The sequence below is a fragment of the Streptomyces sp. NBC_01006 genome, assembly GCF_045162725.1.
Lineage (GTDB): Bacteria > Actinomycetota > Actinomycetes > Streptomycetales > Streptomycetaceae > Streptomyces.
This window is the reverse complement of the sequence record NZ_CP108700.1, coordinates 6,506,615-6,528,392: the sequence shown is the minus strand read 5'-3', so window position 1 is coordinate 6,528,392 and position 21,778 is coordinate 6,506,615. Positions and strand designations below refer to the sequence as shown.

Here is a 21,778-nt window from a genome sequence, read left to right as displayed (position 1 = left end):
ACGTAGGCTCGGAGCACATGGCGGAAGACGTATCCGTATCTGTGCCGAGGAGAGCCCGATGAGCCTGTACGACATCCCGCTGACCACCCTGTCCGACGAGCCCACCAGCCTGGCGGCCCACAAGGGCAAGGCGATCCTGCTGGTGAACACCGCCTCGCAGTGCGGTCTCACCCCGCAGTACTCGGGACTGGCCCGGCTCCAGTTCACGTACGAGGAGAAGGGCTTCACCGTCATCGGCGTGCCCTGCAACCAGTTCGGCGGGCAGGAGCCCGGCACCGCCGACGACATCGCGACCTTCTGCGCGGCCGGCTTCGGCGTGACGTTCCCGATGCTGGAGAAGACCGAGGTCAACGGCGAGAACCGGCACCCGCTGTACACGGAGCTGGTGAAGACCTCGTACGCCGACGGCGAGGCGGGCGCCGACATCCAGTGGAACTTCGAGAAGTTCCTGATCTCCCCCGCCGGTGAGGTCGTGGCGCGCTTCCGGCCGAGCGTCGAGCCCGAGGCCCCCGAGGTCATCGCCGCGATCGAGGCGCAGCTGCCGGCCTGACCGGACGTACAGGACGTACCCGACGTACAGGGGCGGGCCGGCCGTACGGTCGGCCCGCCCCTGCGGTATCCGTACGAGCTGCTCAGCCGAGCTCGGCCTCGTCGTACTCGGCGCCCGACCCGGCCGCGGTGAGCTCCCGCAGCTCCACGCGGCGGATCTTGCCGGACACGGTCTTCGGGAGCTCCGCGAACTCGATGCGGCGGATCCGCTTGTACGGGGAGAGCACGGCGCGGGAGTGCGCGAACAGCGCCCGGGCCGTCTCCGGCCCGGGCTCCCAGCCGGCGGCGAGCGCGATGTATGCCTTCGGCACGGCGAGGCGCAGCGGGTCGGGGGCCGGGACCACGGCGGCTTCGGCGACGGCCTCGTGTTCGAGCAGTGCGCTCTCCAGCTCGAACGGGCTGATCTTGTAGTCGGAGGCCTTGAAGACGTCGTCCGAACGCCCGACATAGGTGAGGTACCCGGCGTCGTCGCGCGAGGCGATGTCGCCGGTGCGGTAGAGCCCGTCCGCCATGGCCTCGGCGGTGCGCTCGGGGTCGTCCCGGTAGCCGGTCATCACCCCGGCGGGCCGGGGGCGCAGGTCCACGCAGAGCTCGCCCTCGTCCGGGGACTCCTTGCCGGTGACGGGGTCGAGCAGCACGATCTCGTACCCGGGCGCAGGACGCCCCATCGAGCCGGGCTTGACCGCGGCCCCCGGGAAGTTGCCGACCTGGAGGGTGGTCTCGGTCTGGCCGAAGCCGTCGCGGATGGTGACGCCCCAGGCCTCGCGGACCTTCTCGATGACCTCGGGGTTGAGCGGCTCGCCCGCGGCGACGGCCTCACGGGGAGGGGTGCGGAGCGTGGTGAGGTCGGACTGGATCAGCATCCGCCACACGGTGGGCGGGGCGCAGAACGTCGTCACGCCGTGCCGGTCCATCTCCGCCATCAGACGCTCGGCGTCGAAGCGCGTGTAGTTGTGGACGAAGACGGTGGCGCCGGCGTTCCACGGGGCGAAGAGGTTGGACCAGGCGTGCTTGGCCCAGCCGGGCGAGGCGATGTTGAGGTGCACGTCGCCGGGGCGCAGCCCGAGCCAGTACATGGTGGAGAGGTGCCCGATGGGGTACGAGGCGTGCGTGTGCTCGACGAGCTTGGGGCGGGCGGTGGTGCCGGAGGTGAAGTACAGCATCAGCGGGTCGGTGGCCAGGGTCTCGCCGTCCGGACTGAAGTGGGCGTCGGCCGCGTACATGTCCTCCAGCCGCCGCCATCCGGTGGGTACGTCGGCTCCGGCGGCGATCCGGGTGTAGGCGCCGGGGACCTCGTCGAACTTGCCGGTGTCGTCGGCGCGCACGATGACGTGCCGTACGTTGCCCCGCTCGATGCGGTCGCGCAGGTCCGCCGCACCGAGGAGGGGGGTGGCGGGGATGACGACGGCGCGCAGCTTCATCGCGCCGAGCATGACCTCCCACAGCTCGCGCTGGTTGCCGAGCATGACCAGGACCCGGTCGCCGGCCGCGACGCCCTGGTCGCGCAGCCAGTTGGCGGCGGAGGACGACCGTACGGACAGCTCCCCGAAGGAGACGGACCGGCTGGTGCCGTCCTCCTCGACGATGCGCAGGGCGTCGGCGGCGTTGCCGGTGGCGATGTGGTCGAACCAGTCCAGGGCCCAGTTGAAGCGCTCGGGGCGGGGCCAGGTGAATCCGGCGTGGGCGGCTTCGTAGTCCCCGCGGCGTTCGAGCAGGTAGTCGCGTGCGGCCAGGAACTCGGCGGTGGCGCCGGTGTTGTGCGTCATGGAAGGCATCGTGCCGTGCCGCCGGTGCGCCCCACCAGAGCGGCGTCAGCCGTGGATTGACCCGAAGCGCACGTGTCCGGGGCCGGCGGTCTCGGACATCTCGGCGATGACACGCTCCCCTTCGGCGACGATGTGCTCCTTCTCCGCCTTCGAGACCTTGCCGAAGAGCTCGACGGTGAGCGATGCCTCCTCCCAGTGCCACAGCCCGGCGACGAAGCCGTCCACGAGGAGGGTGCGGTGGGACTGGTTCCCCGTCCAGGTGCGCCCCTTGAGCTCGGGGGCGATCATGCGGGTCCGGTCGGCGTGGGAGAGCAGCAGGTTGTCGAACTCCGGGAGGAAGCGGGGCGGTGCCGGGGTGGAGGCGTCGGGTCGGGGCGCGTCGGGCAGGTCGAACAGCTCGACTCCGTTCTCGTCACGGAAGACGGCGAGCCGGGGGCGCAGCCGCTCGAAGGCGTCCCGCAGCCGGGTGAGCCCGGCCCAGGTCTGCATGTCCTTGACGGAGGCGGGCCCGAAGGCACCGAGGTAGCGCAGGACGACATCGTCGACGGCATGCGCCGGCGGCGCTTCGTCCGGGGAGTGGCCGATCCACTGCTGCAGGGTGGTGAGCCGTACCTGCCCGCTGCGCCCCCAGACCCCGCGCGGCGTGACCTGGACGAGCGGCAGCCGGCACCGCGCGGCGACGGACAGGGACTGCGGATCGGCGTCCGGCCAGTGCCGCAGCAGCTCCTCGCGGATCTCGCCCATCGTGCGGGGCTCGGCCTCGACGAAGGCCCGGGCGAGCTCACGGAGCCGCTCCAGGTCCACCCCGACGAGCCCTTTGCGGAAGGCGTTGACCTCCCGGTCGCGGGCGGCCTGGACCAGCGGGCGCAGGGTCAGCGCGTCGTGCGCGGTGTGGGTGTGGATGGTGGACCGCATGGTGACCATCCGGACCACCTTGCGGGTCTCCATCAGCTCCGCGAGCGCGGAGGGCCGGAATCCGGCGAGCCGGGCGTGCAGCTGGAAGTACGGCGGCTTCACGTTCTGCGCCTGGAGTCCGAGCAGGTGCGTGACGGCGTCCTCGGCGGACAGTGCGGCGCGGCTGAGAAGCAGCTGGCGCGCGAGCGTGGCACGGTTCAGTGAACGGGTGTCGAGTACGGAGCCCATACCGGCAAGCTACCGGTACTTCCGGACGGAGACTGTCCGCAATGAGAAGGGAATGAGAAGGGTCAGAGCGGCCCAGAACCACCAATATCCTTCCGATATCCTTCCTCTCACCGAAGGAAAGATGCCGACTGGGGAGCTGACCTGCGATGCCGGAGCGCCCGGACCACCGCCACCGCCGCCCCGCACCGTCCGGGAAGCGCACCGGGTGGCGCCGCCCCGCGCCCCCGCCGGCCAGGCCCCCCGCTTCCCCGCCGGCCGGCCCGGAGCCCGCACCGGCGCCGGCGGCTCCCCCGGACCACCGCAGCGTGATCGACTCCGCCGTCTACCGCGACGGCCGGCGCATCGCCTCCCCCGCGACCCTCGCGGAAACCTTCCGCCGACTGCGCGACCAGCCCGACGGCATGGCCTGGATCGGCCTGCACCGCCCCACCGAGCCGGAGCTCCACTCCCTCGCCGCCGAGTTCAACCTCCACGAGCTCGCCGTGGAGGACGCCCTGGAAGCCCACCAGCGCCCCAAGCTGGAGCGCTACGGCGACACCCTCTTCGTCGTCCTGCGCGCGGCTCGCTACCTCGACGCCCCGGAGGAGGTCGAGTTCGGCGAGCTGCACATCTTCGTCGGCCCGGACTTCCTGATCACGGTCCGCCACGGCGCCGCCCCCGACCTCTCCGCGGTCCGCCGCCGCATGGAGGAGACCCCGGAGCTCCTGTCCCTCGGCCCCGAGGCCGCCCTGTACGCGATCCTCGACGCGGTGGTCGACGGCTACGCCCCGGTCGTCGCGGGCGTCCAGAACGACATGGACGAGATCGAGACGGAGGTCTTCCGCGGCGACCCGGAGGTCTCCCGCCGCATCTACGAACTCTCCCGCGAAACGGTCGAGTTCCAACGCGCCACCCGCCCCCTGGTCGGCATGCTCCACGCCCTGATGGCGGGCTTCGCGAAGTACGGCACGGACGAGGAACTCCAGCGCTACCTCCGCGACGTGGCCGACCACGTCACCCACACCAGCGAACGCGTGGACGGCTTCCGCCAGGCCCTGACCGAAATCCTGACGGTCAACGCCACCCTGGTCTCCCAACAACAGAACGCCGAAATGCGAGCCCTGGCCGAAGCCGGCTTCGAACAGAACGAGGAGATCAAGAAGATCTCCTCCTGGGCCGCCATCCTGTTTGCACCCACACTCGTGGGAACCATCTACGGCATGAACTTCGAGACCATGCCTGAGTTGGGCTGGACCTTCGGATACCCCCTTGCGATCTGCCTCATGGGGATGGTTTGCATCAGTTTGTACGTGATTTTCAAGCGACGGGACTGGCTCTAAGCCCCTCGCGTGACGCTCAGTCATCCTTCGCACTTCGCTTTCGCATCACTCGTAGATCGGCCCAGAAGCGGCCGTGGGGGGTCTCTGGGGGGAATAGATGCGGGTGATCTCGTCTACCTGCCTCCAGCAAGGCCCTGACCAGGACTTTTACCCTCCTGTAGGCGTTGGGGAGAATCCGGGGAGAATCGACTGGCGATCCACGTCCTGTATCCGCGGCTTCGCCTCTTCGTGCTCAACATCTCGCGGCGCCCTTGCTGCACGCGCAACTGATCACAGAAAGTGACATCGACACGGAGCCACACCTGGCTCACTTTGGGCGCAGGCCCGCGCATCACGGCCCGCGGCCGCCATAATGGAGGCATGTCCTCCAGCCCACAGCATCCTGCACCCGCGCCGAGGGAGCTCTCCGGCGCGGAAGCCGAGGACCTCGCGTTGTACCAGGAGAAGTTCCGGCGCCGTCTGCCGGAATCGCTGGACGAGCTGCACGGGCCGGCGCACGGTGTCGTAGAGCTGCCGCTGCACCTGGCCTGGTCCGGGATGACCTCGTACGACCTGGGCAAACCTCGCCAGCGCGTGGGCCTGTACCGCACCGTCCTGCACGAGGGCCTGCAGGACGACCTGCCCCTCTACCTCAATCAGGATCTACTCCTCCAGCTGTGGCCCGTGCTGCGCACGCTCGTCGGTCGCACCGTGCGCACCGTGTGGGAGGACGCCTTTCCCCAGCTCGCCTCCCGCACCCGGGCAGCCGCGTGACGGACATGCCGGAGCTGCACACGCGGCTCCTGGCGGATGTGATCGCCCTCGGCTCGCCGTATCCCTTGGTCCTCACCGGCGGGTATGCCGTGAGGGCGCACCGCCTCGTGAACCGTCCCAGCCAGGACCTCGATGTCGCCACCGAGAACCCGGCGCCCATGGCCGACATCGCGGCCGCAGTCTGTCGCGGCCTCGAGGCCCGGGGCTGGAAAGTGCAGGCGCTGGAAACTGCCCCGCTGTCCGCTCGCTTCACCGTGACCGACCCGGTCACCGGGCAGGACTGTGAAGTCGACATCCTGAAGGAAATCTTCTGGCGGCCCGTCTCCCAGAGCCCGTACGGGCCCGTCCTCGCGGAGGAGGACGTGATCGGGACCAAGGTTCGCGCCCTCGCCGACCGCGGAGCGCCCCGCGACCTGATCGACGTGTTCGCTGCCTCCCGCCGCTGGACGAACTCTGAACTCGAGGAGTTCGGCCGCCGCCACGCCCGTGGCCGCTTCGAGCGCGAGGACTTGCAGGCGAACCTCACGGGCGCCGAGTGGACTGACGACGAAGCCTTCGGGGCCTACGGCCTGGATGAGACCACCATCGCCGCTCTTCGTACCTGGGCCGTGGAGTGGGCCGATGACCTCGCGGCCCGACTCCTCGAAGAGTCCGGTGATCCGGACATCGACTGATCGAATCCGGACGAGACCGCATCTGCCTGCCGACAAGACCGACCAGCCCCAAGAACTTCAGACACCGGACGGGCTACGAAACCCGGCATCGCGCCGCGTCCGCACATGTCGAGGGCTGCGACAGCCGTGGCCGGTAGGGCCATGCGCTCCCGAGCACATGTGCCGCCCTGCGAAAGGTCGCGAGGGCAGAGGATGTCCGCATCGGGCGGCGTCGGGACCGTGTGTTCCCAGAAGGACGGTGGCCGCCGCAACCGGGTTTGAGATCGGCACACCGGCAGCGCCATGATGGGGCCGTTCGAGTGGCACCGGTGCGGTAGGAGCAGCAGATGCGGCGAGACGGGAAGACGGCCCCGTCCGATCTCCAGCTGAAGATCGTGCTGCACGGCACAAGACCGCCCCTGTGGCGGCGCCTCGTGCTGCCGTCCGATGCTTCGCTCGGGACGCTGCACGACGCCATCCAGGTCGCCTTCGGATGGCAGGGTGGCCATCTGCATCTCTTCACCGACGAGTTCGGCCGAGGGTACGGCGAGGCGGCCCGACTCACCGGCATCGATCTCGGCTTCGGCCACGAGGTCGGCGACGAGGACGCCACCGCGCTCGGCGACGTGCTGGCCGAGGAGAAGGCACGGCTGCGCTACGTCTACGACTTCGGCGACGACTGGGAGCACGGGATCACGCTGGAGAAGACACTGCCGCGCCCGGTCGGCGCGGAGCGGGCGGTGCGCTGCGTCGGCGGGCGTCGCGCCGACGTACCGGCCGAGGACATCGGCGGCGTGTGGGGGCTGGCCGAGGTGCTGGAGTTCCTCGACACCCCGGGCGGGGCCGGGGATGGCCCGCACGGTGAGCTTGTCGCCGAGCTGCGGGCGGCCGGATACGATCCGGCGGCCTTCGACCGGGACGGGATCACCGCGCGGCTGGCCCGGCTGACGCCGGACACGGTGTCCGGCAAAGCGAAGCCGCCGACCGGTGATGGGGTCGGGCGCGGCGGTGTCCGTCGGCTGACCGCCGAGGACGTGGCGTTGTGTACCTGCGGGCAGTGCGGGGTGGGCGGTCCGGTCGATGCCGGAGTCGACGGACCGGCTGAGGATGTGCCTGTGCTGCGCCCGGTGACTCTGGCTCCGCGGGAGGACCTTTTCGCTGCCGTGCGGGGTGTTCCGCTCTTCGACGCTGCGCTGCGGCTCGCCGCCTGGTGCCGCGAGGGACGGCAGGTCACCGCCGGCCGGGTGCTTCGGCCCGCGCTCGCCCGTGCGGCCGTCGAGGAGCTCCAGCTGTGGAAGCTGGCCGGCGACGACTCGCCGTATGCCGATGCCGTCGCGCGGGCTCGTGCGTTGAAGTCGCTGCGCAGCGCCAAGGACGTGGCCGTTCTCGATGATCCGTGGTGGCTCGCCGTGGACGGCGGGTTGATCACGGTCAGCGGGGGCCGCGCGTGGGGTGGCGCGGCAACCGACTTCACCGGTGAGGGCCTCCTGGAGTTCTGGGCCGCCACGATGGGCGATCTGCTGGAGGAGATCGGTGAGACGGGGGTGCTGGACGGGTGGCACGGTGAGCTGGGCGAGCTGACGGCCGAGATCGCCGACGGACTGGTCGGCCTGCTGTACGACGCCCCGGACGACGCCTGGGTGGATGTCGACGGCCTGCGTGCGAAGGCCCGCGAGGTGGGCGAGAACGGGCCGGAGTTCGATCTCTTCCAGGCGCTGTTCGCGGCGTCCTTCCAGGGACTCGGCGAAGGGCTCGCCCTGCTGGGCGCGGTGGAGTACGAGCCCGGTGACGGCGTCGATTCGGCCGAGGAGAATCTGCGCACACTCCAGAACGCCCTGGTCGGACAGGAGCTGGGCGGCGGTTCGGGAACCTCGACGGCGGCGTCGGACCGGTCGTGGGACGACCAGCGCGGGCACCGCATGCGGCTCACCCCACTCGGCCGCTACGGGCTCCGCGCGTACCTGATGGAGTGCGGTGTGCCCGCGCCGCTGCTCGGTGAGTACGCCGAAGCGGACGCCGACGCTCTGCTCCAGGGGCTCCTGGGCTACTCCCCCGAGGAGATGCGCCGGGAGGTCGAAGGGTGGCTGGCACACCGTTCGGCGACGGATGCCGCGGTAGGGCTGCTCGACGCATGCGTGGGAGACGGCTGCGAGGCAGCGGCGAAGCGCGCCGTGGCCCAACTGGTGCTGGCCGACCTCGACGACCCGCGGGCGCTGCGCGTGCTGCGCAAGGCAGCGGACTCCGACGCCGAGGGGTGCCGCCAGGTGGCCACCGCGACCCTGGGCGCACGCCTCGGGGCAGAAGCAGACGTGGACCCGGCGCGGGCGGAGCAGTCGGAACTGTGGCTGCTCATCGACGGACTGTCGATCCTCGCCGGTGCTCAGGAGAGGGAGGAGCTGACCCGGGGCTTCCTGGAGAACTGGAACACGGCGCCGGAGTCGCTCGAACAGCGGGTGGACGAGCTGTGGCGAGTGGAGCACCCAGCCACCGCCCAGGTGCTCGCCGAACTGGGCGAGGGCTTGCGCGGCGTCGACAAGCGGCTGGCCAAGCGCATGCGTACCGCGGCAAACAAGGCCCACTCCCGCCGGTGACGGCGGGGTCGGACCCTGCTGGTGGACGAAGACGCGGTGAAGACCGCCTGGACGATGGTGAGGCGAAAAGCGAGTGGCACGAGTCCTCGTACGGGAGCAGGGCACAGGCACGAGTAGCCTGCCGCCATTGGCCACACCGGAGTCGGCTGCCTGGGCCCGGAGCCTGCTCGACGACGGCTGGGCGGCGGTATTCCTGCCCGGCGAGCCGTCCCGCCTCGGCCGGTTGCTGCTCTGGCAGCCCGCCGGGGCAGCCGCCGCCAAGGGCACGGCACCCGCTGGCATCGAGACCGAGGCGGCGGAGCTCGTCTTGCCGCACGGCCGCTCGGTCAGACGGCGCAAGGCGGAGGGTTACGCGCTGCCCGTCGCCCTCGCTGTCGCCGCGCTGTCTGGGGCACAGCCACCGCACCCGTCCGCCGCCGCCTGGCAGACCGCCGCCCGATTCGCGCTCCGGCTGCTCGCCGACGGCCGTCTTCACCCGGCCCTCACCCCCGACGGCTACGACACCTGGCAGGCGGGCCCCCTCAACGCGGCCCAGCGTCGGACGCTGGACGCCCTCGCCGCCGCCTTCCCGCCCCACGGCCACTGCCTGCCGGAGCCAGGTCCTGCCCCGCTGCGGATCGCCGAACCGGCCGCGCTGGTGCGCCGGTTCTGCGACGCGGTCGCCGACGCCCTGGTCCGCACCCCCGCCGCTCCGCTCGCCATGGGAGCCCTGCCGTACGCCTGGCGCGAGACGCGTGCCGTGCCCACCCTGCACGAGTGGGCCGAGGAGACCGCTGCCGCGTTCACCGCCGACGTCCGAGTCTCGCTGCGGGTCGACGTACCCGAGGGACGCCGCCGGCACTTCCGGGCCGTCCTCCAGCTGCACACCGCTGCGGATCCGGCGCTCGTCGTGGAGGCCGCACAGCTGTGGAGCGAGCCGGCCGAGACCGAGCGCCTGCTCGGCCCGCGCGCCGAAACCGAGACGCTGCTCGCACTGCGCCGCGGCGCCCGCGTCTGGCCACCGCTCGACCGGCTGCTGAAGGACGCTGCTCCGGACCGGCTGCGGCTGACCGACGACGAAGCCTTCGACCTGCTGGGCGACGCCACCGACACCCTGCGCGCCGCCGGTGTCGACGTGCACTGGCCGCGCGAGCTCGTCAAGGCATTCACCGCGACCGCGGAGATCGGGCAACGCACCGCGCCCGGCTCCAGCGCGGGCGGCATGCTCGACGCCGGCACCCTGCTCGACTTCCGCTGGCAGCTCTCGCTCGGCGGAGACCCGCTCACCGAGGCCGAGATGGACGCCCTCGCGGAGACGCGCCGCCCCCTCGTCCGGCTGCGCGACCAGTGGGTGGTCGCCGACCCGAAGCTGGTGGCCCGCGCCAAGCGCCGCCGGATGGAACCGCTCACTCCCATGGAGGCGCTGGGCGCTGCGCTGACCGGCGAAGCGGAGCGGGACGGGGAGACCTTTCGCTGCACGGCGGTCGGTGCGCTCGGCGACCTCGTCGCCCGTATCCGCGACCCCGAATCCCGCACCCCCACCCCGCAGCCCACCGCACTGAATGCCACGCTGCGCGACTACCAGAAACGGGGCCTCGCCTGGCTGGCCGAGATGTGCGAGCTCGGTCTCGGCGGCTGTCTCGCCGACGACATGGGCCTGGGCAAGACCATCACCCTGCTCGCTCTGCACCTGCACCGCCAGACCGACCCCGCCACCGCGGGCCCCACACTCGTCGTCTGCCCCGCCTCGCTGCTCGGCAACTGGCAGCGCGAGGCAGCCAGGTTCGCGCCTTCCACCCCCGTGCGCCGCTACCACGGCGGCGACCGCCACCTGAAGGACCTCGCCGACGACGAGATCGTCCTGGTCACCTACGGAGTCCTGCGCCGCGACCGGGAGACCCTCGCCGAGAACGCCTGGTCGCTGATCGCCGCGGACGAGGCCCAGCACGTCAAGAACCCGTACGCCGTCACCGCCCGCGAGCTGCGCGCCGTGCCCACCCGCGCCCGCGTCGCCCTCACCGGCACCCCCGTGGAGAACAACCTCTCCGAACTGTGGGCGCTCCTCGACTGGACCACCCCCGGACTCCTCGGACCACTCGCCGTGTTCCGCGACCGCCACGCCCGCGCGATCGAGTCGGGCGAGGACCCGCGGGCCGCTGAGCGTTTGTCTCGTCTCGTGCGGCCCTTCCTGCTTCGCCGCAGGAAGTCCGACCCGGGCATCGCGCCCGAACTGCCCGCCAAGACCGAGACCGACCGCGTCGTGCCGCTGACGGCCGAACAGGCAAGCCTGTACGAGGCTGTGGTCCGCGAAACCATGGCGAAGATCGCCGAAGCCGAGGGCATCGCCCGCCGCGGCCTGATCCTGAAGCTCCTCACCGCGCTGAAGCAGATCTGCAACCACCCCGCGCAGTACCTGCGCCAGTCCACACCGCTGCACGGCCGCTCCGGCAAACTGGCGTTGCTCGACGAACTGGTCGATACCATCACCGCCGAACGCGAGTCGGTGTTGGTCTTCACCCAGTACAGGCAGATGGCGAACCTGCTGGAGAAGCACCTCGCGGAACGAGGCGTCCCCACCCTCCTCCTGCACGGCGGCACCCCCGTCAACGCGCGCGAGGAGATGGTGGACCGCTTCCAGCGCGGCGAGGTGCCGGTATTCCTGCTCTCCCTGAAGGCCGCGGGCACCGGCCTGAACCTCACCCGTGCCACCCATGTCGTGCACTACGACCGCTGGTGGAACCCGGCGGTCGAGGACCAGGCCACCGACCGCGCCTACCGCATCGGCCAGGACAAGCCCGTACAGGTCCACAAACTCCTCGCGGAGGGAACCGTGGAGGACAAGGTGTCGAAGCTTCTCGAATCCAAGCGCGCGCTCGCCGACGCCGTGGTCGGCTCCGGTGAGGCCGCTCTGACCGAACTGTCCGACGCCGATCTCGCCGAACTCGTCGCCCTGGGGGGGCAGGAATGAGCCCTTCGATCCCCGGCCCGCGCCGCACGCCCGCCCGCGGCAGGCGTGCCTTCGCCGAGACCTGGTGGGGCCAGGCATGGGTGACGGGCCTGGAGGACTCCACCATGGACTCGGGGCGCCTGTCCCGCGGACGCACCTACGCCCGCCAGGGCATGGTGGGCCCGACCACCATCGCCCCCGGCCAGGTCAAAGCCGCCGTCCAGGGCAGCAGGCCCCGCCCCTACCGCTCCACCGTCCACCTGCCCGTCCTCACCGACGCCCAGTGGGACACCCTCCTCGACACCATCGCAGCCCGGGCCGGGCATCTCGCCGCACTCCTCGACGGCGAGATGCCCGCCGAACTCGTCGACGACGCCCGCCACGCCGGTGTCCCCCTGCTCCCGCAGCCCACCGAACTCGACCCCGAATGCTCCTGCCCCGACTGGGGCTACCCCTGCAAACACGCCGCCGCACTCTGCTACGCCACCGCCTCCACCATCGACGCCGACCCCTTCGTGGTGTTCGCCCTGCGCGGCCGCGGACGGGAGGAGGTCCTCGCCCAGCTGCGCGCCCGCCGTACGGCCGCCCAAGCGACCTCCACCCCACCGGCGCCGGCCGGCCTCCCGGCCGTCGGCGCCTACGCGGCCTGGGCCGCCCTGGCCGAACACACTCCACCCCTTCCAGATCTCCCCGAACCGGCCCCCCACACCGCCGCACTGCCCGCCGCCCCGCCACCCGGCACCGGTCTGTCCACCACGGACCTCGAACGCCTCATGACGGACACCGCCGCACGCGCTGCCCGGCTGCTCACGGGCGACTCCACCAGCCTGCACCTGACCCAGCGCGAGGACGCGGCACGGATCGCCGCGAGCAACTGCGGACCCGAGTGGTTCCACCACCTCATCCAGAACACCGGTGCCAGACCGACCGCGTTCGCCCGCCTGACCCGCGCCTGGCGGTATGGCGGCCCAACCGGCATCACCGTCGCTGAACAGCCCTACACCCCCGACCCGACGGCGATGACAGCCGCCCGCAGCGCCCTGACCGGGGCCCTCACCGAAATGACCACCGCCCCGGCCGCCCTCAGGGCCTGGCGCAACCGCCTCACTCTCACCGACCACGGCGTCCAGCTGCGCCTGGGCCCTGACGCCCGCTGGTACCCCTACCTCCAGGATGACGACGGCGACTGGTGGCCGGCAGGACCGGCCGACAGCGACCCCGTCACGGCGCTCACCTCCGTCTGGCAGGAGGCCGAGAGGTGACACGTACGACAGCCCGTGAATCGCCTCCTCGGCCCACACGCCGCCGCCTCGACTGTGCGAAGCGGCTCAGCAAGCTCCAGGAGGGCCGTCTCACCAGCGGAAGCACCGTCGAGAACCCGCTGCGGCTGGGGAGAATCTGGGGAGAATGAAGCAGCGCTGGGGAGCGGCTGGGGAGAATCGACCGCACAATTCGGCCTCACCATGAAAGCGTCGGAAACATGCAACGCCGCAGGTCAGCACGCCTCACACAGCGATCTGCGCAGGTCAACGCGTTGAGGACGACATCTTCAAGAAGATCTCCTCCTGGGCCGCCATCCTCTCTGCACCCACGCTGGTGGGAACCATCTACGGCATGAACTTCGAGTACATGCCGGAGTTGGGTTGGAGCTTCGGATACCCCCTTGCGATCTGCCTCATGGGCGTGGTTTGCGTGAGTTTGTACGTGATTTTCAAGCGGCGGGACTGGCTCTAGACTCCTCACATCCCGCTCAGCTCTCCTTCGCACTTTGCTCTCGCATCACTCACAGATCGACTCAGAAGCAGCCCTGGGGAGTCCCTGGGGAGAATAGATGCGGGTGATCTCCTCACCTTGTCCCCGACAAGCCCGTGACCAGCCATTTTTGGGCGTCGGCAAGCTCTGGGGAGAATCCGGGGAGAACCGAATGGGAGTCAGCGCCTTGCGCCCGCCGCAACGAGCCCGCCGGGCTTCCTGTTCAGCGCCCCTTACAGAGCCCGCCGACCCTGCGGCGCATCACAGACAGTGAGCCTTTCCATCCTCACGCTGATGCGTGATGAAGAACGATGACGGCCCTGACGATGTCGGTGATCCAGTTGGTACTGCAGCGGAGTTTCCGGAGCAGGCGCCAGCCCTTGGGGACTGCCATAGGACCAAGCCGGTGAACTCCACGCGCTCAGCCCGGCGGGCGTAGTGGCTGGCTATGGCGGTGCACAGCGGAACCTGGCCTGCACCCCCGATGACACGTGCGCGATCACGGATGTGGCCACGACCCCGGCCACCACGTACGACGCCCGGGCTCTGCCCGGCATCCATTCCCGGCTGGGGCGTCGCGGCCAGCTGCCGGGCAACCCCATCCGTCAGCACCGCCAGAACGAGGGCTTCAGCCGGGACGACTTCCACATCGACTTCGACTGCTGCCAGCTGACCTGCCCCCAGCGCCAGGTCAGCAAGGGATCGCACGGCCCCTACCCGACCTCCTCGCCCACCGCGGCGCCGCTGATCACGGCACGGTTCACCAAGGGCAGCGCCGGCCCCGCCCGGTCCGCACCCGGTGCACCAAGCATCCGGAACGTCGGCTTCGCCCGCGCGAACTCCGAGACCTACAGATCCGAGTCCGGGCCGAGCAGCAGACGCCCAACTGGCGGGCCCGCTACGCGGTCCGCTCCGAGTGAAGGGCACCGTCAACGAGTTCGCCCATGGGCACGGCATACGCCGCTGCCGGAGACAGCCGAAGGCCCACCTGCAGCACGTCCTCACGACCTTCGCCGTGAACATCGGGAGACTCAGCGGCCTCCCGTCGACCGGCGAAAGCATCCCCGCCACGGCCACCAACCGCATTCCGGAACTTCCTGGACCAGCACGAAATCCAGCGGCCAAAGTCCTGACGCACCGCCAGCGACTGACGTCGACAACTGCAAGACCCTCGACAGTGTCAAGTTAGGATTGCGATTCGTGTTCGGTATCGGGGGAGGCATCACGCGTGGGTGACGGCAACGACAGCGGCAAGGTTCTGGACATCAGTACGGCCGATATCAAGTTGACGGCGCCGGTCTTCCACACGCAGGGCCAGAACTTGAGCAAAGCGCTCACGACGCTCGTCACCGCCCTCGACGGGCTCGGTAAGCCGTGGGGAGATGACGAGCAGGGCAAGGCATTCGGCGACGCCTACAGCCCCCAGCAGAAGGCCATCGAGAAGGCGGCCGGCACCCTCGTCCTCGGTCTGGTCAGCATTCACGAGGCGATGACCGACATGGCGGACGGGCACGTCGACAACGACGAGCTGATCGCCGGGATGTTCACGAAAGTGCTGTCGAAGGACGGCGAAGGCCACGACAGGGGCGACAAGTGAGCATTGAGGACGAGGCCAAGGACCTCCTGCTCAAGCTGGGCCTGTGGTGGCCGGATGCCAATTCCGGCACCCTGCGGCACGCCGCCGATGCCTGGCGGACCTTCGCCGACGCCGTCGCCGATGTACGTACGCCCGTCAACAACGCGGCCTCTTCCCTGATCACCAACAACACGGGTGAGGCGATAGAGGCGTTCGGGACCTTCTGGGGGAGGTACGCCAAGGGCAACGACGCGGGCTGGCTCAGCGACCTCGCCGAGGCGGCCCGCCAGATGGCCGAGGCACTGGACAAGTTCGCCAAGGCCGTCGACGACGCCATCAACAAACTCTGGACGCAGATCGGCATCGATGCCGCGATCATCGTGGGTGGCATCGCGCTGGCCTTCGTGACCGCGGGTGCTGCCGCGGGTGCTGCCGCCCTGGCCACCGAGGCCCTCATCGAATTCGGCGCCACCATGGGCGTCGCCGTCACCACCACCGTCGCCGAAATCGCCGCCGGCACGCTGGTCGCGGCGGCCTTCGGAAGCATGGAGTCGGTGACCATCGACCTCGCGGTCGCCCAGCCCCTGAAGATCGCCACCGGCATGCAGAAGGGATTCAGCCTCGACGAGATCAATGCCGCGGCAAAGGACGGCATGATCTACGGCGGGGCGTTCGGCGCCGCCGGTGGTGTCACGAAGGCCGGCATCGAGGGGAGCCTGTTCACCAAGACCGAGGTGCCTCTGATGCTGCGGCCGCCGACGCTCCGCCCCGACCTGGTCGAACTCGGTCCTGCGGCCCGGCAGTGCAAGAGCACTCCGTGCGTCGGAGAGCCGATCGACGTGGCGACCGGCGCCATGCTGATGACGCAGACCGACCTCACGCTCCCCGCCGACCTCCCCCTGGTCTTCGAGCGCACCCACCTGTCCTCGTACCGCGGTGGGGTGTGCTTCGGCCCCACCTGGGTCTCCACCCTGGACGAGTGCCTTCAGATCGACGGGGAAGGGGTGGTGTTCGCCGCCTCGGACGGCATGCGCCTGGTCTACCCCGTTCCTCAGCCCGGCGAGCCAGCCCTGCCCGTCAAGGGCGCCCGCTGGCCGCTGAAATGGGACGGCAAGCCCGACGGCGTCATGACCATCACCGACCCGGACTCCGGAGTCGTCCGCACCTTCAGTACCCCCCTCCCTTCCGACAGCTTTGGTGTCTTCCACCTCCCCCTGGACAGCTGGCACGACCGCAACGGCGCTCGCATCGACATCGAGCGCACGCCCGACGGCATCCCCACCGCGCTCCGCCACTCCGGCGGCTACTACATCGCCGTCGACACCCAGGGGCCGCGCATCACCGCCCTGCGCCTGTTGGACCAGGCCCCGTCGCGGTACGAGCCGTCACCGGGCGAGGACGCCGGTACGGTTGTGATGCGGTACGGCTACGACGGGGCGGGCAACCTCACCGAGGTCATCAACTCCAGCGACGAACCACTGCGTTTCACGTACGACGCCGAGAGACGGGTCACCTCCTGGACCGACCGCAACGGCACTTCGTTCGCGTACTTCTACGACACCCGCGGCCGAGTCGAGCGCACCGAGGGCAGCGACGGCTTCCTCTCCGGCACCCTCGCCTACGACGACACGGCGCACACCACCACCTACACCGACTCCCTCGGCCGCCGCTCCACCCACCGGTACAACTCCGCGGGCATGGTCGTCGAGGAGACCGATCCGCTCGGCCACACCACCCGCACGCAGTGGACACAGCGGGGCGACAAACCCGTCTCGGTCACCGACCCGCAGGGCCGTACGACGCGCTACACCTATGACGAAGCCGACAACCTCACCGCAGTCACCCTGCCGGACCAGACCGTCGCCCGGGCCACGTACAACGCGCTCGGCCGGCCGGTCGAGGTCGTCGAACCCGGTGGTGCGACCTGGCACCACACCTACGACGAGCTCGGCAACCTGGTCACCACGACCGACCCGCTCGGCGCCGAAACGCACTGTGCCTACGATGAGTCGGGCCACCTGGTCACTGTCACCGACGCCCTGGGCCATACCCGCAGAGTCACACCGGACGCGGCCGGGCTGCCCGTCGCCGTCACCGATGAACTCGGACACACCACGGTGGCACGCCGCGACTCCTTCGGCCGTGTCGTCCAAGTGGTCGACCCACTGGGCGGGACCACCCGCATGGGCTGGTCGACCGAAGGCAAGCCGACGTGGCGCGAGCATGCGGACGGCAGCCGGGAGTCCTGGACCTGGGACGGCGAGGGCAACCCGCTCACCCACACCGACCCCGCAGGCAACGTCACCCGCCACACCGCCACGCACTTCGACGTACCCGCCACCCGCACAGACCCGGACGGAACGGCATACGCCTTCGCGTACGACACCGAGCTCCGACTGACCGAAGTCACCAACCCGCAGGGGCTGACCTGGACGTACGCGTACGACGAAGCCGGCCGACTGGTCACGGAGACCGACTTCAACGGCCGGACGCTGACGTACACGCACGACGCGTCGGGCGCTCTGACATCCCGCACGAACGGCGCGGGCGAAAAGCTGAGCTTCACCAGGGACGAGCTGGGCCGCGTCATCGAGCAGCACTCCGCCGGGGGCAACGTCACCACGTACGCCTACGGCGCATCCGGCGATCTGATCCACACGGCCAACGCGGACGCGGAGGTCTCCATCCAGCGGGATGCGCTCGGTCGTACGCTGACGGAAATCGTCAATGGGCGCACGACCGCCTACGCGTACGACGCCCTCGGCCGTGTCATCCGGCGAACCACCCCGTCCGGGCTTAGCTCGCACTGGACCTACGACCCGACAGGCCGCCCGGCTGGATTCGGCACCGAAGCCGGCTCGCTGACCTTCGCGTACGACGCCGCGGGCCGCGAGACCGAGCGCCGCCTCGGCGACGGCGTCAGGCTCACCCAGACCTGGGACGTCACCCACCGCCTCATCGAGCAGACTCTTTCGGACCGTTCGAACGAGACCGACCGCCTACTCCAGCACCGCACGTACGCTTATCGCGAGGACGGCTATCTCACCGAGATCCGCGAACTGACCTCGGGAACCCGACAGTTCGATCTCGACGGTATCGGTCGCGTCACGGGAGTCCGAGCCCACGGCTGGACTGAGACATACGCCTACGACGCAGCAGGCAACCTCACCCACGCCACCGCCCCCGCCCCCGCCCCCGCCCCCGCCCCCGCCCCCGCCCAGGTAACCGCCGGCGACCGCAAATTCACAGGCACCCTCATCCGCAGTGCCGGCCGCACAGCGTACGAACACGACGCCCAGGGCCGCCTGATCCGCAAGACCCATAAGCTCCTCAACGGGCAACAGCTGGTCTGGATGTACGCCTGGAACGCGGAAGACCGCCTGACCGAGGCGGTGACACCGGCCGGTGAGCGCTGGCAGTACACGTACGACCCGCTGGGCCGCCGAATATCCAAGCAGCGCCTGGCAGACGACGGTTCGACCGCCGACCGCACGGACTTCACCTGGGATGACATACGCCTGGCCGAACGGCAGAGGTCCGACGGTCAGGTCACCACCTGGGACTACGCCCCCGGCACCCATCGCCCGCTCACCCAGACCGACCACAAGCCGCTAGTCCGGGAACAAGGCGCATCACTGCTGACCAAACTGGCCCAGGACACCTCCACCGACTGCACCACTCGCTTCCATGCCGTCGTCACGGACGCTGTCGGAACCCCGAGCGAACTCGTCACTCCTGAGGGGGGCCTTGCCTGGCAGCGGCGCACCACGCTGTGGGGCGTCGTCTTCCCCTCCGCCACGGACATAGCGTCCGTGGACTGCCCCCTCCGGTTCCCAGGCCAGTACGCGGATGAGGAAACCGGCTTGCATTACAACTACTTCCGCTATTACGACCCAGAGAACGCCCGGTACATCAGCCCGGACCCGCTGGGCCTGGAACCGGCCGTCAATCACCACGCCTACGTCCTCAACGCGCTTGGTTGGACGGATCCGCTCGGCCTGGCGCCCAACTGCGGAATCGACCTCTCGACCGCAACCCCCCACAGCGGGCGTTTCCCCAAGTCGGCGAATCCGGGCGAAGTGCTGGTACGTCGCAAGGAGGATGGGAGCGTGACCGCCTACGCGGTCTACGACGAGGACGGGCTCCCGCTGAAGCGCGTCGACGTGGATCCCGACTCCAAGCCGCACGGCGGGGTACCAGCACCTCACGTACTGGAGACCCACAAGAACGTACATCCCAAAACAGGGCAAGTTTTCCTTACGTGGGATAAAATGCCAAGGCCCGCCAGGCCTGACGAATTGCCGCAATGAGGAATGTTGCATGGACCCCTTGAAAGATCCGACGCTCAGAACGTGGACGGAGGCCTCGGGCGGGGCCGCGGACTACCTGGACTTCCTCTCCCAGTCCGTCGGGCTGGCCGAGTGGATCGCACTGTCACGTGTGTTCTTGCCGAAATTCGTCGAGGTGGAGGGCTGTGTCCTGTGGGACCGCTCGTACGACCCCGACAACTTCGTCAGGTGGCACAGCGAGCTGCGGGGGGACGTCGCCTCCATCGAGGCCACCCTGAATCAGTTCAGGCTGTGGCTGTACCTAGACATCGATGACGACGAATCCTGGGCCAATGCCTTCACCCTGGCTCAGGACATCGCGGCCGCTTGGCGCCTTTCCCTTGAGAGGGCATTTCCGGGCAGACGCTTCGACGTGCAGGCAACGGACACCGAGGACGGCCCGCTCGTGAGCTTCACGCAAGCCTGACCGGCCAGGAGTCAGGGCTACGGGGCGTGCCAAGACCCCGGCCGGCCTGATGGCCGGACGGGGTCGCGCTGGTTGTCGGGCGCCGGGGAAGGTCAGAGGACGGCCACCAGGGTGCCGGTGGCCGCGACGGACGATCCGGGGGCCCCGAGCGTCGCGAAGCTGCTGTGGGACGGCCGGCATCGGCTGCTCGGCGAGCTGGCGGTGGAGGTCCGCGGTGCGGCGTCCTCGGCCGGGTGGCGGGGCAGGAAGCCCGGGCTGCCGTACGAGCTCGGACTCGACGAGGAGCAGCGGCTCTTCCTGTTCACCCGCGCCGACACGATCTACGGCGGTTCGAACGAGAACCAGCGGACATCATCGCCGAGCGTGCGCTCAACCTGCCTAAGGAGTCCAGGTAAGAGGCGTCGTGTTCGACGGCAAGCAGGGCCCACGGCGGCGCGGCGGCGCACCGACCGGCCGTACGGCAGCACCCATTCGACCGCCCGCCCCCTCCGTACCGGCCGGCGGTTCGGCGTGGGGTGCGGGGAACACTTCAATGGGCCGCCACAGCGGCAGGCAGCCGTGCCGTGCGAGCTCCTGGGGCAGGAACACCGCCGCCCAGCCGTCGGCCAGCAACCCGGCAGCCCACCCCACCGCTTCGGACGTGGCGAGCGGCAGTAGCTGCCTGCCTCGTGCCCTTCCCTGCTCCCCGATCGCCGCGCGTGCCATCCTGGACGTACCCCTCCACGGCGGTTGCTCTCACACCACCACTGGTCACCACAGCACGGTCGAGCCGACCACCACAATCTCCGGCTATCGTCTCACCGGCGGAAACGCAGATCGCCTCGCCGGGACAACCCCTCACTGGCCGGACCTGCGGCTGCCGGCCTGGCGTGCGCACGTTCCGACATCGGATCACGCTCCTGGTCTGCAGAGATCCTCCTTCCGAAGCAGCCTCGGCTGGGGAGAATCTGGGGAGAACGAAGGCCCCTTGGGGAGCGGCTGGGGAGGATCGGCTGCACAAACGGGCAGCAGGGTGAAAGGGCCGGAAAGGCGGATATCCGCAGGTCAGAGGAACTCACCAGTCGGTTCCCGCAGGTCAGCGGTGTGAGGGCGACGACGTCAAGAAGATCTCCTCGTGGGCCGCCATCCTCTTCGCCCCCACCCTGGTCGGCACCATCTACGGCATAAACTTCGAGACCATGCCGGAACTCCACTGGGCCGCGGGCTACCCCTTCACGATCCTCCTCGACGATGCGGCCGGCGTGGTAGCGGATGCTGCGGGCCTCGGGGGGCAGGACTTCCGCTTGTGCCTTGACCGCCCGGGTAGTTGACCTCCTGGCCGATGGCCTGGACGATACGGCTGCGCCCCCCGCCCGTCGCTGCGACGGCCGTTTCCTTCGTACGCGCCTGGTTTCACACGTCGTTGCGGGGGGACAGGGCGTCGACCTTGTGGGTCAGGGTGGTCAGGGCGGCTTTCAGGGCGGCGATGTCGGACTTGTCTGCGGATTGGTTCGCTTCCGCCAGTTGGACCACCAGGGCGCCGCCCGGTTCCAGGGTGACCTCCGTGGTTTCCGTGACGTCGTCGCCGCCCTGGTGGCGGACCGCCGCGTCCAGGTCTGCGCGGCGCAGGCCGTTGCGGCGGATCACCCGGGTGAGCCAGTGGCCGTCGCGGGCCAGGGTGGTGGGACCGCCCTCCAGGAGGCGGCCCAGCCATTCGTAGCGGGCGGCCGCCCGGACCACAACGGTGTTCACCCCGAGTAGTACGGCGGCCCCGAAGGCCGCTCCGACGACCGAGTTGTCCGGGCCGATCACGGCGTTCTGCACGACGTTGGCCAGCAGCAGCATCACCACCAGGTCGAAGGTGCTGAGCTGCGCGAGTTGGCGTTTGCCGACGATCCGGAGCAGCACCAGGATCAGTACGTAGACCCCGATGGTGCGGATCGCCTTCTCCAGGTACGGGATGTCACCGTGCAGGAAGGGGGTGAGGGCGTCTTGGGCGGAATGCATCCCGTCCAC

General features: G+C 69.8%; 13 protein-coding genes and 4 pseudogenes. 13 read left to right on the top strand and 4 right to left on the bottom strand.

Annotated features, from left to right (window positions below; translation table 11 throughout):
* Window positions 1–58: 58 nt before the first annotated feature.
* Complete coding sequence (locus tag OG509_RS29570; protein ID WP_385587304.1) at window positions 59–550, top strand: glutathione peroxidase; 492 nt, start codon at window positions 59–61, stop codon at window positions 548–550.
* 82 nt (window positions 551–632) lie between these two features.
* Here the strand turns inward: OG509_RS29570 and OG509_RS29565 are convergent, their stop codons facing one another.
* Both OG509_RS29565 and OG509_RS29560 read right to left on the bottom strand, forming a co-directional pair.
* Window positions 633–2,315, bottom strand: coding sequence for an AMP-binding protein (locus OG509_RS29565; protein WP_406185610.1), 1,683 nt, complete (start codon window positions 2,313–2,315; stop codon window positions 633–635).
* Between the two features lie 45 nt (window positions 2,316–2,360).
* Complete coding sequence (locus OG509_RS29560) at window positions 2,361–3,458, bottom strand: winged helix DNA-binding domain-containing protein (RefSeq protein WP_406185609.1); 1,098 nt, start codon at window positions 3,456–3,458, stop codon at window positions 2,361–2,363.
* Window positions 3,459–3,604: 146 nt separating this feature from the next.
* Between OG509_RS29560 and OG509_RS29555 the strand changes: the two genes are divergently transcribed.
* The 7 genes and pseudogenes from OG509_RS29555 to OG509_RS29525 all read left to right on the top strand — a co-directional run.
* A complete protein-coding gene (locus tag OG509_RS29555) occupies window positions 3,605–4,777 on the top strand; it encodes a magnesium and cobalt transport protein CorA (protein WP_406185608.1) in 1,173 nt (390 codons plus the stop codon).
* A gap of 360 nt (window positions 4,778–5,137) precedes the next feature.
* Window positions 5,138–5,530: a hypothetical protein gene (locus OG509_RS29550; RefSeq protein ID WP_406185607.1), complete on the top strand. Its 393-nt coding sequence runs from the start codon at window positions 5,138–5,140 to the stop codon at window positions 5,528–5,530.
* Window positions 5,531–5,535: 5 nt separating this feature from the next.
* Complete coding sequence (locus tag OG509_RS29545; protein ID WP_266662339.1) at window positions 5,536–6,204, top strand: nucleotidyl transferase AbiEii/AbiGii toxin family protein; 669 nt, start codon at window positions 5,536–5,538, stop codon at window positions 6,202–6,204.
* A gap of 326 nt (window positions 6,205–6,530) precedes the next feature.
* Window positions 6,531–8,774 (top strand): IS1096 element passenger TnpR family protein, encoded by a 2,244-nt coding sequence (locus tag OG509_RS29540; protein ID WP_406185605.1) that lies wholly within the window; start codon window positions 6,531–6,533, stop codon window positions 8,772–8,774.
* A gap of 127 nt (window positions 8,775–8,901) precedes the next feature.
* Window positions 8,902–11,721, top strand: coding sequence for a DEAD/DEAH box helicase (locus tag OG509_RS29535; RefSeq protein ID WP_406185604.1), 2,820 nt, complete (start codon window positions 8,902–8,904; stop codon window positions 11,719–11,721).
* On the top strand, window positions 11,718–12,962 hold the full coding sequence (locus OG509_RS29530) for an SWIM zinc finger family protein (RefSeq protein WP_406185603.1): 1,245 nt from the start codon (window positions 11,718–11,720) through the stop codon (window positions 12,960–12,962). The genes OG509_RS29535 and OG509_RS29530 overlap by 4 nt, the downstream gene beginning before the upstream one ends.
* 286 nt (window positions 12,963–13,248) lie before the next feature.
* A pseudogene (locus OG509_RS29525) lies at window positions 13,249–13,434 on the top strand (CorA family divalent cation transporter); the annotation flags it as partial.
* Between the two features lie 304 nt (window positions 13,435–13,738).
* On the opposite strand, the pseudogene OG509_RS29520 reads toward OG509_RS29525, so the two are convergent.
* Window positions 13,739–13,846 (bottom strand): annotated as a pseudogene (locus tag OG509_RS29520) (IS5/IS1182 family transposase); the annotation flags it as partial.
* Window positions 13,847–14,680: 834 nt separating this feature from the next.
* Between OG509_RS29520 and OG509_RS29515 the strand changes: the two are divergent.
* The 5 genes and pseudogenes from OG509_RS29515 to OG509_RS29495 form a co-directional block, all read left to right on the top strand.
* Entirely contained in the window at window positions 14,681–15,049 is a 369-nt protein-coding gene (locus OG509_RS29515; RefSeq protein WP_327361258.1) for a hypothetical protein, read from the top strand.
* Complete coding sequence (locus tag OG509_RS29510; protein WP_406185602.1) at window positions 15,046–19,338, top strand: DUF6531 domain-containing protein; 4,293 nt, start codon at window positions 15,046–15,048, stop codon at window positions 19,336–19,338. Before OG509_RS29515 ends, OG509_RS29510 begins: the two co-directional genes overlap by 4 nt.
* Window positions 19,339–19,348: 10 nt before the next feature.
* A complete protein-coding gene (locus OG509_RS29505) occupies window positions 19,349–19,783 on the top strand; it encodes a hypothetical protein (protein WP_266634479.1) in 435 nt (144 codons plus the stop codon).
* A gap of 126 nt (window positions 19,784–19,909) precedes the next feature.
* Window positions 19,910–20,178: pseudogene (locus OG509_RS29500) on the top strand (acyl-CoA dehydrogenase family protein); the annotation flags it as partial.
* Between the two features lie 702 nt (window positions 20,179–20,880).
* Window positions 20,881–21,093, top strand: a pseudogene (locus tag OG509_RS29495) (CorA family divalent cation transporter); the annotation flags it as partial.
* 82 nt (window positions 21,094–21,175) lie between these two features.
* On the opposite strand, the gene OG509_RS29490 reads toward OG509_RS29495, so the two are convergent.
* A complete protein-coding gene (locus tag OG509_RS29490; protein WP_406185601.1) occupies window positions 21,176–21,769 on the bottom strand; it encodes a DUF421 domain-containing protein in 594 nt (197 codons plus the stop codon).
* Between the last annotated feature and the right edge of the window lie 9 nt (window positions 21,770–21,778).

Coding starts and splice junctions, on each gene's coding strand:
- OG509_RS29530 (WP_406185603.1), top strand. CDS start 11,718: ATGAGCCCTTCGATCCCCGGCCCGCGCCGCACGCCCGCCCGCGGCAGG.
- OG509_RS29545 (WP_266662339.1), top strand. CDS start 5,536: ATGCCGGAGCTGCACACGCGGCTCCTGGCGGATGTGATCGCCCTCGGC.
- OG509_RS29505 (WP_266634479.1), top strand. CDS start 19,349: ATGGACCCCTTGAAAGATCCGACGCTCAGAACGTGGACGGAGGCCTCG.
- OG509_RS29560 (WP_406185609.1), bottom strand. CDS start 3,458: ATGGGCTCCGTACTCGACACCCGTTCACTGAACCGTGCCACGCTCGCG.
- OG509_RS29490 (WP_406185601.1), bottom strand. CDS start 21,769: ATGCATTCCGCCCAAGACGCCCTCACCCCCTTCCTGCACGGTGACATC.
- OG509_RS29565 (WP_406185610.1), bottom strand. CDS start 2,315: ATGACGCACAACACCGGCGCCACCGCCGAGTTCCTGGCCGCACGCGAC.
- OG509_RS29550 (WP_406185607.1), top strand. CDS start 5,138: ATGTCCTCCAGCCCACAGCATCCTGCACCCGCGCCGAGGGAGCTCTCC.
- OG509_RS29540 (WP_406185605.1), top strand. CDS start 6,531: ATGCGGCGAGACGGGAAGACGGCCCCGTCCGATCTCCAGCTGAAGATC.
- OG509_RS29570 (WP_385587304.1), top strand. CDS start 59: ATGAGCCTGTACGACATCCCGCTGACCACCCTGTCCGACGAGCCCACC.
- OG509_RS29555 (WP_406185608.1), top strand. CDS start 3,605: ATGCCGGAGCGCCCGGACCACCGCCACCGCCGCCCCGCACCGTCCGGG.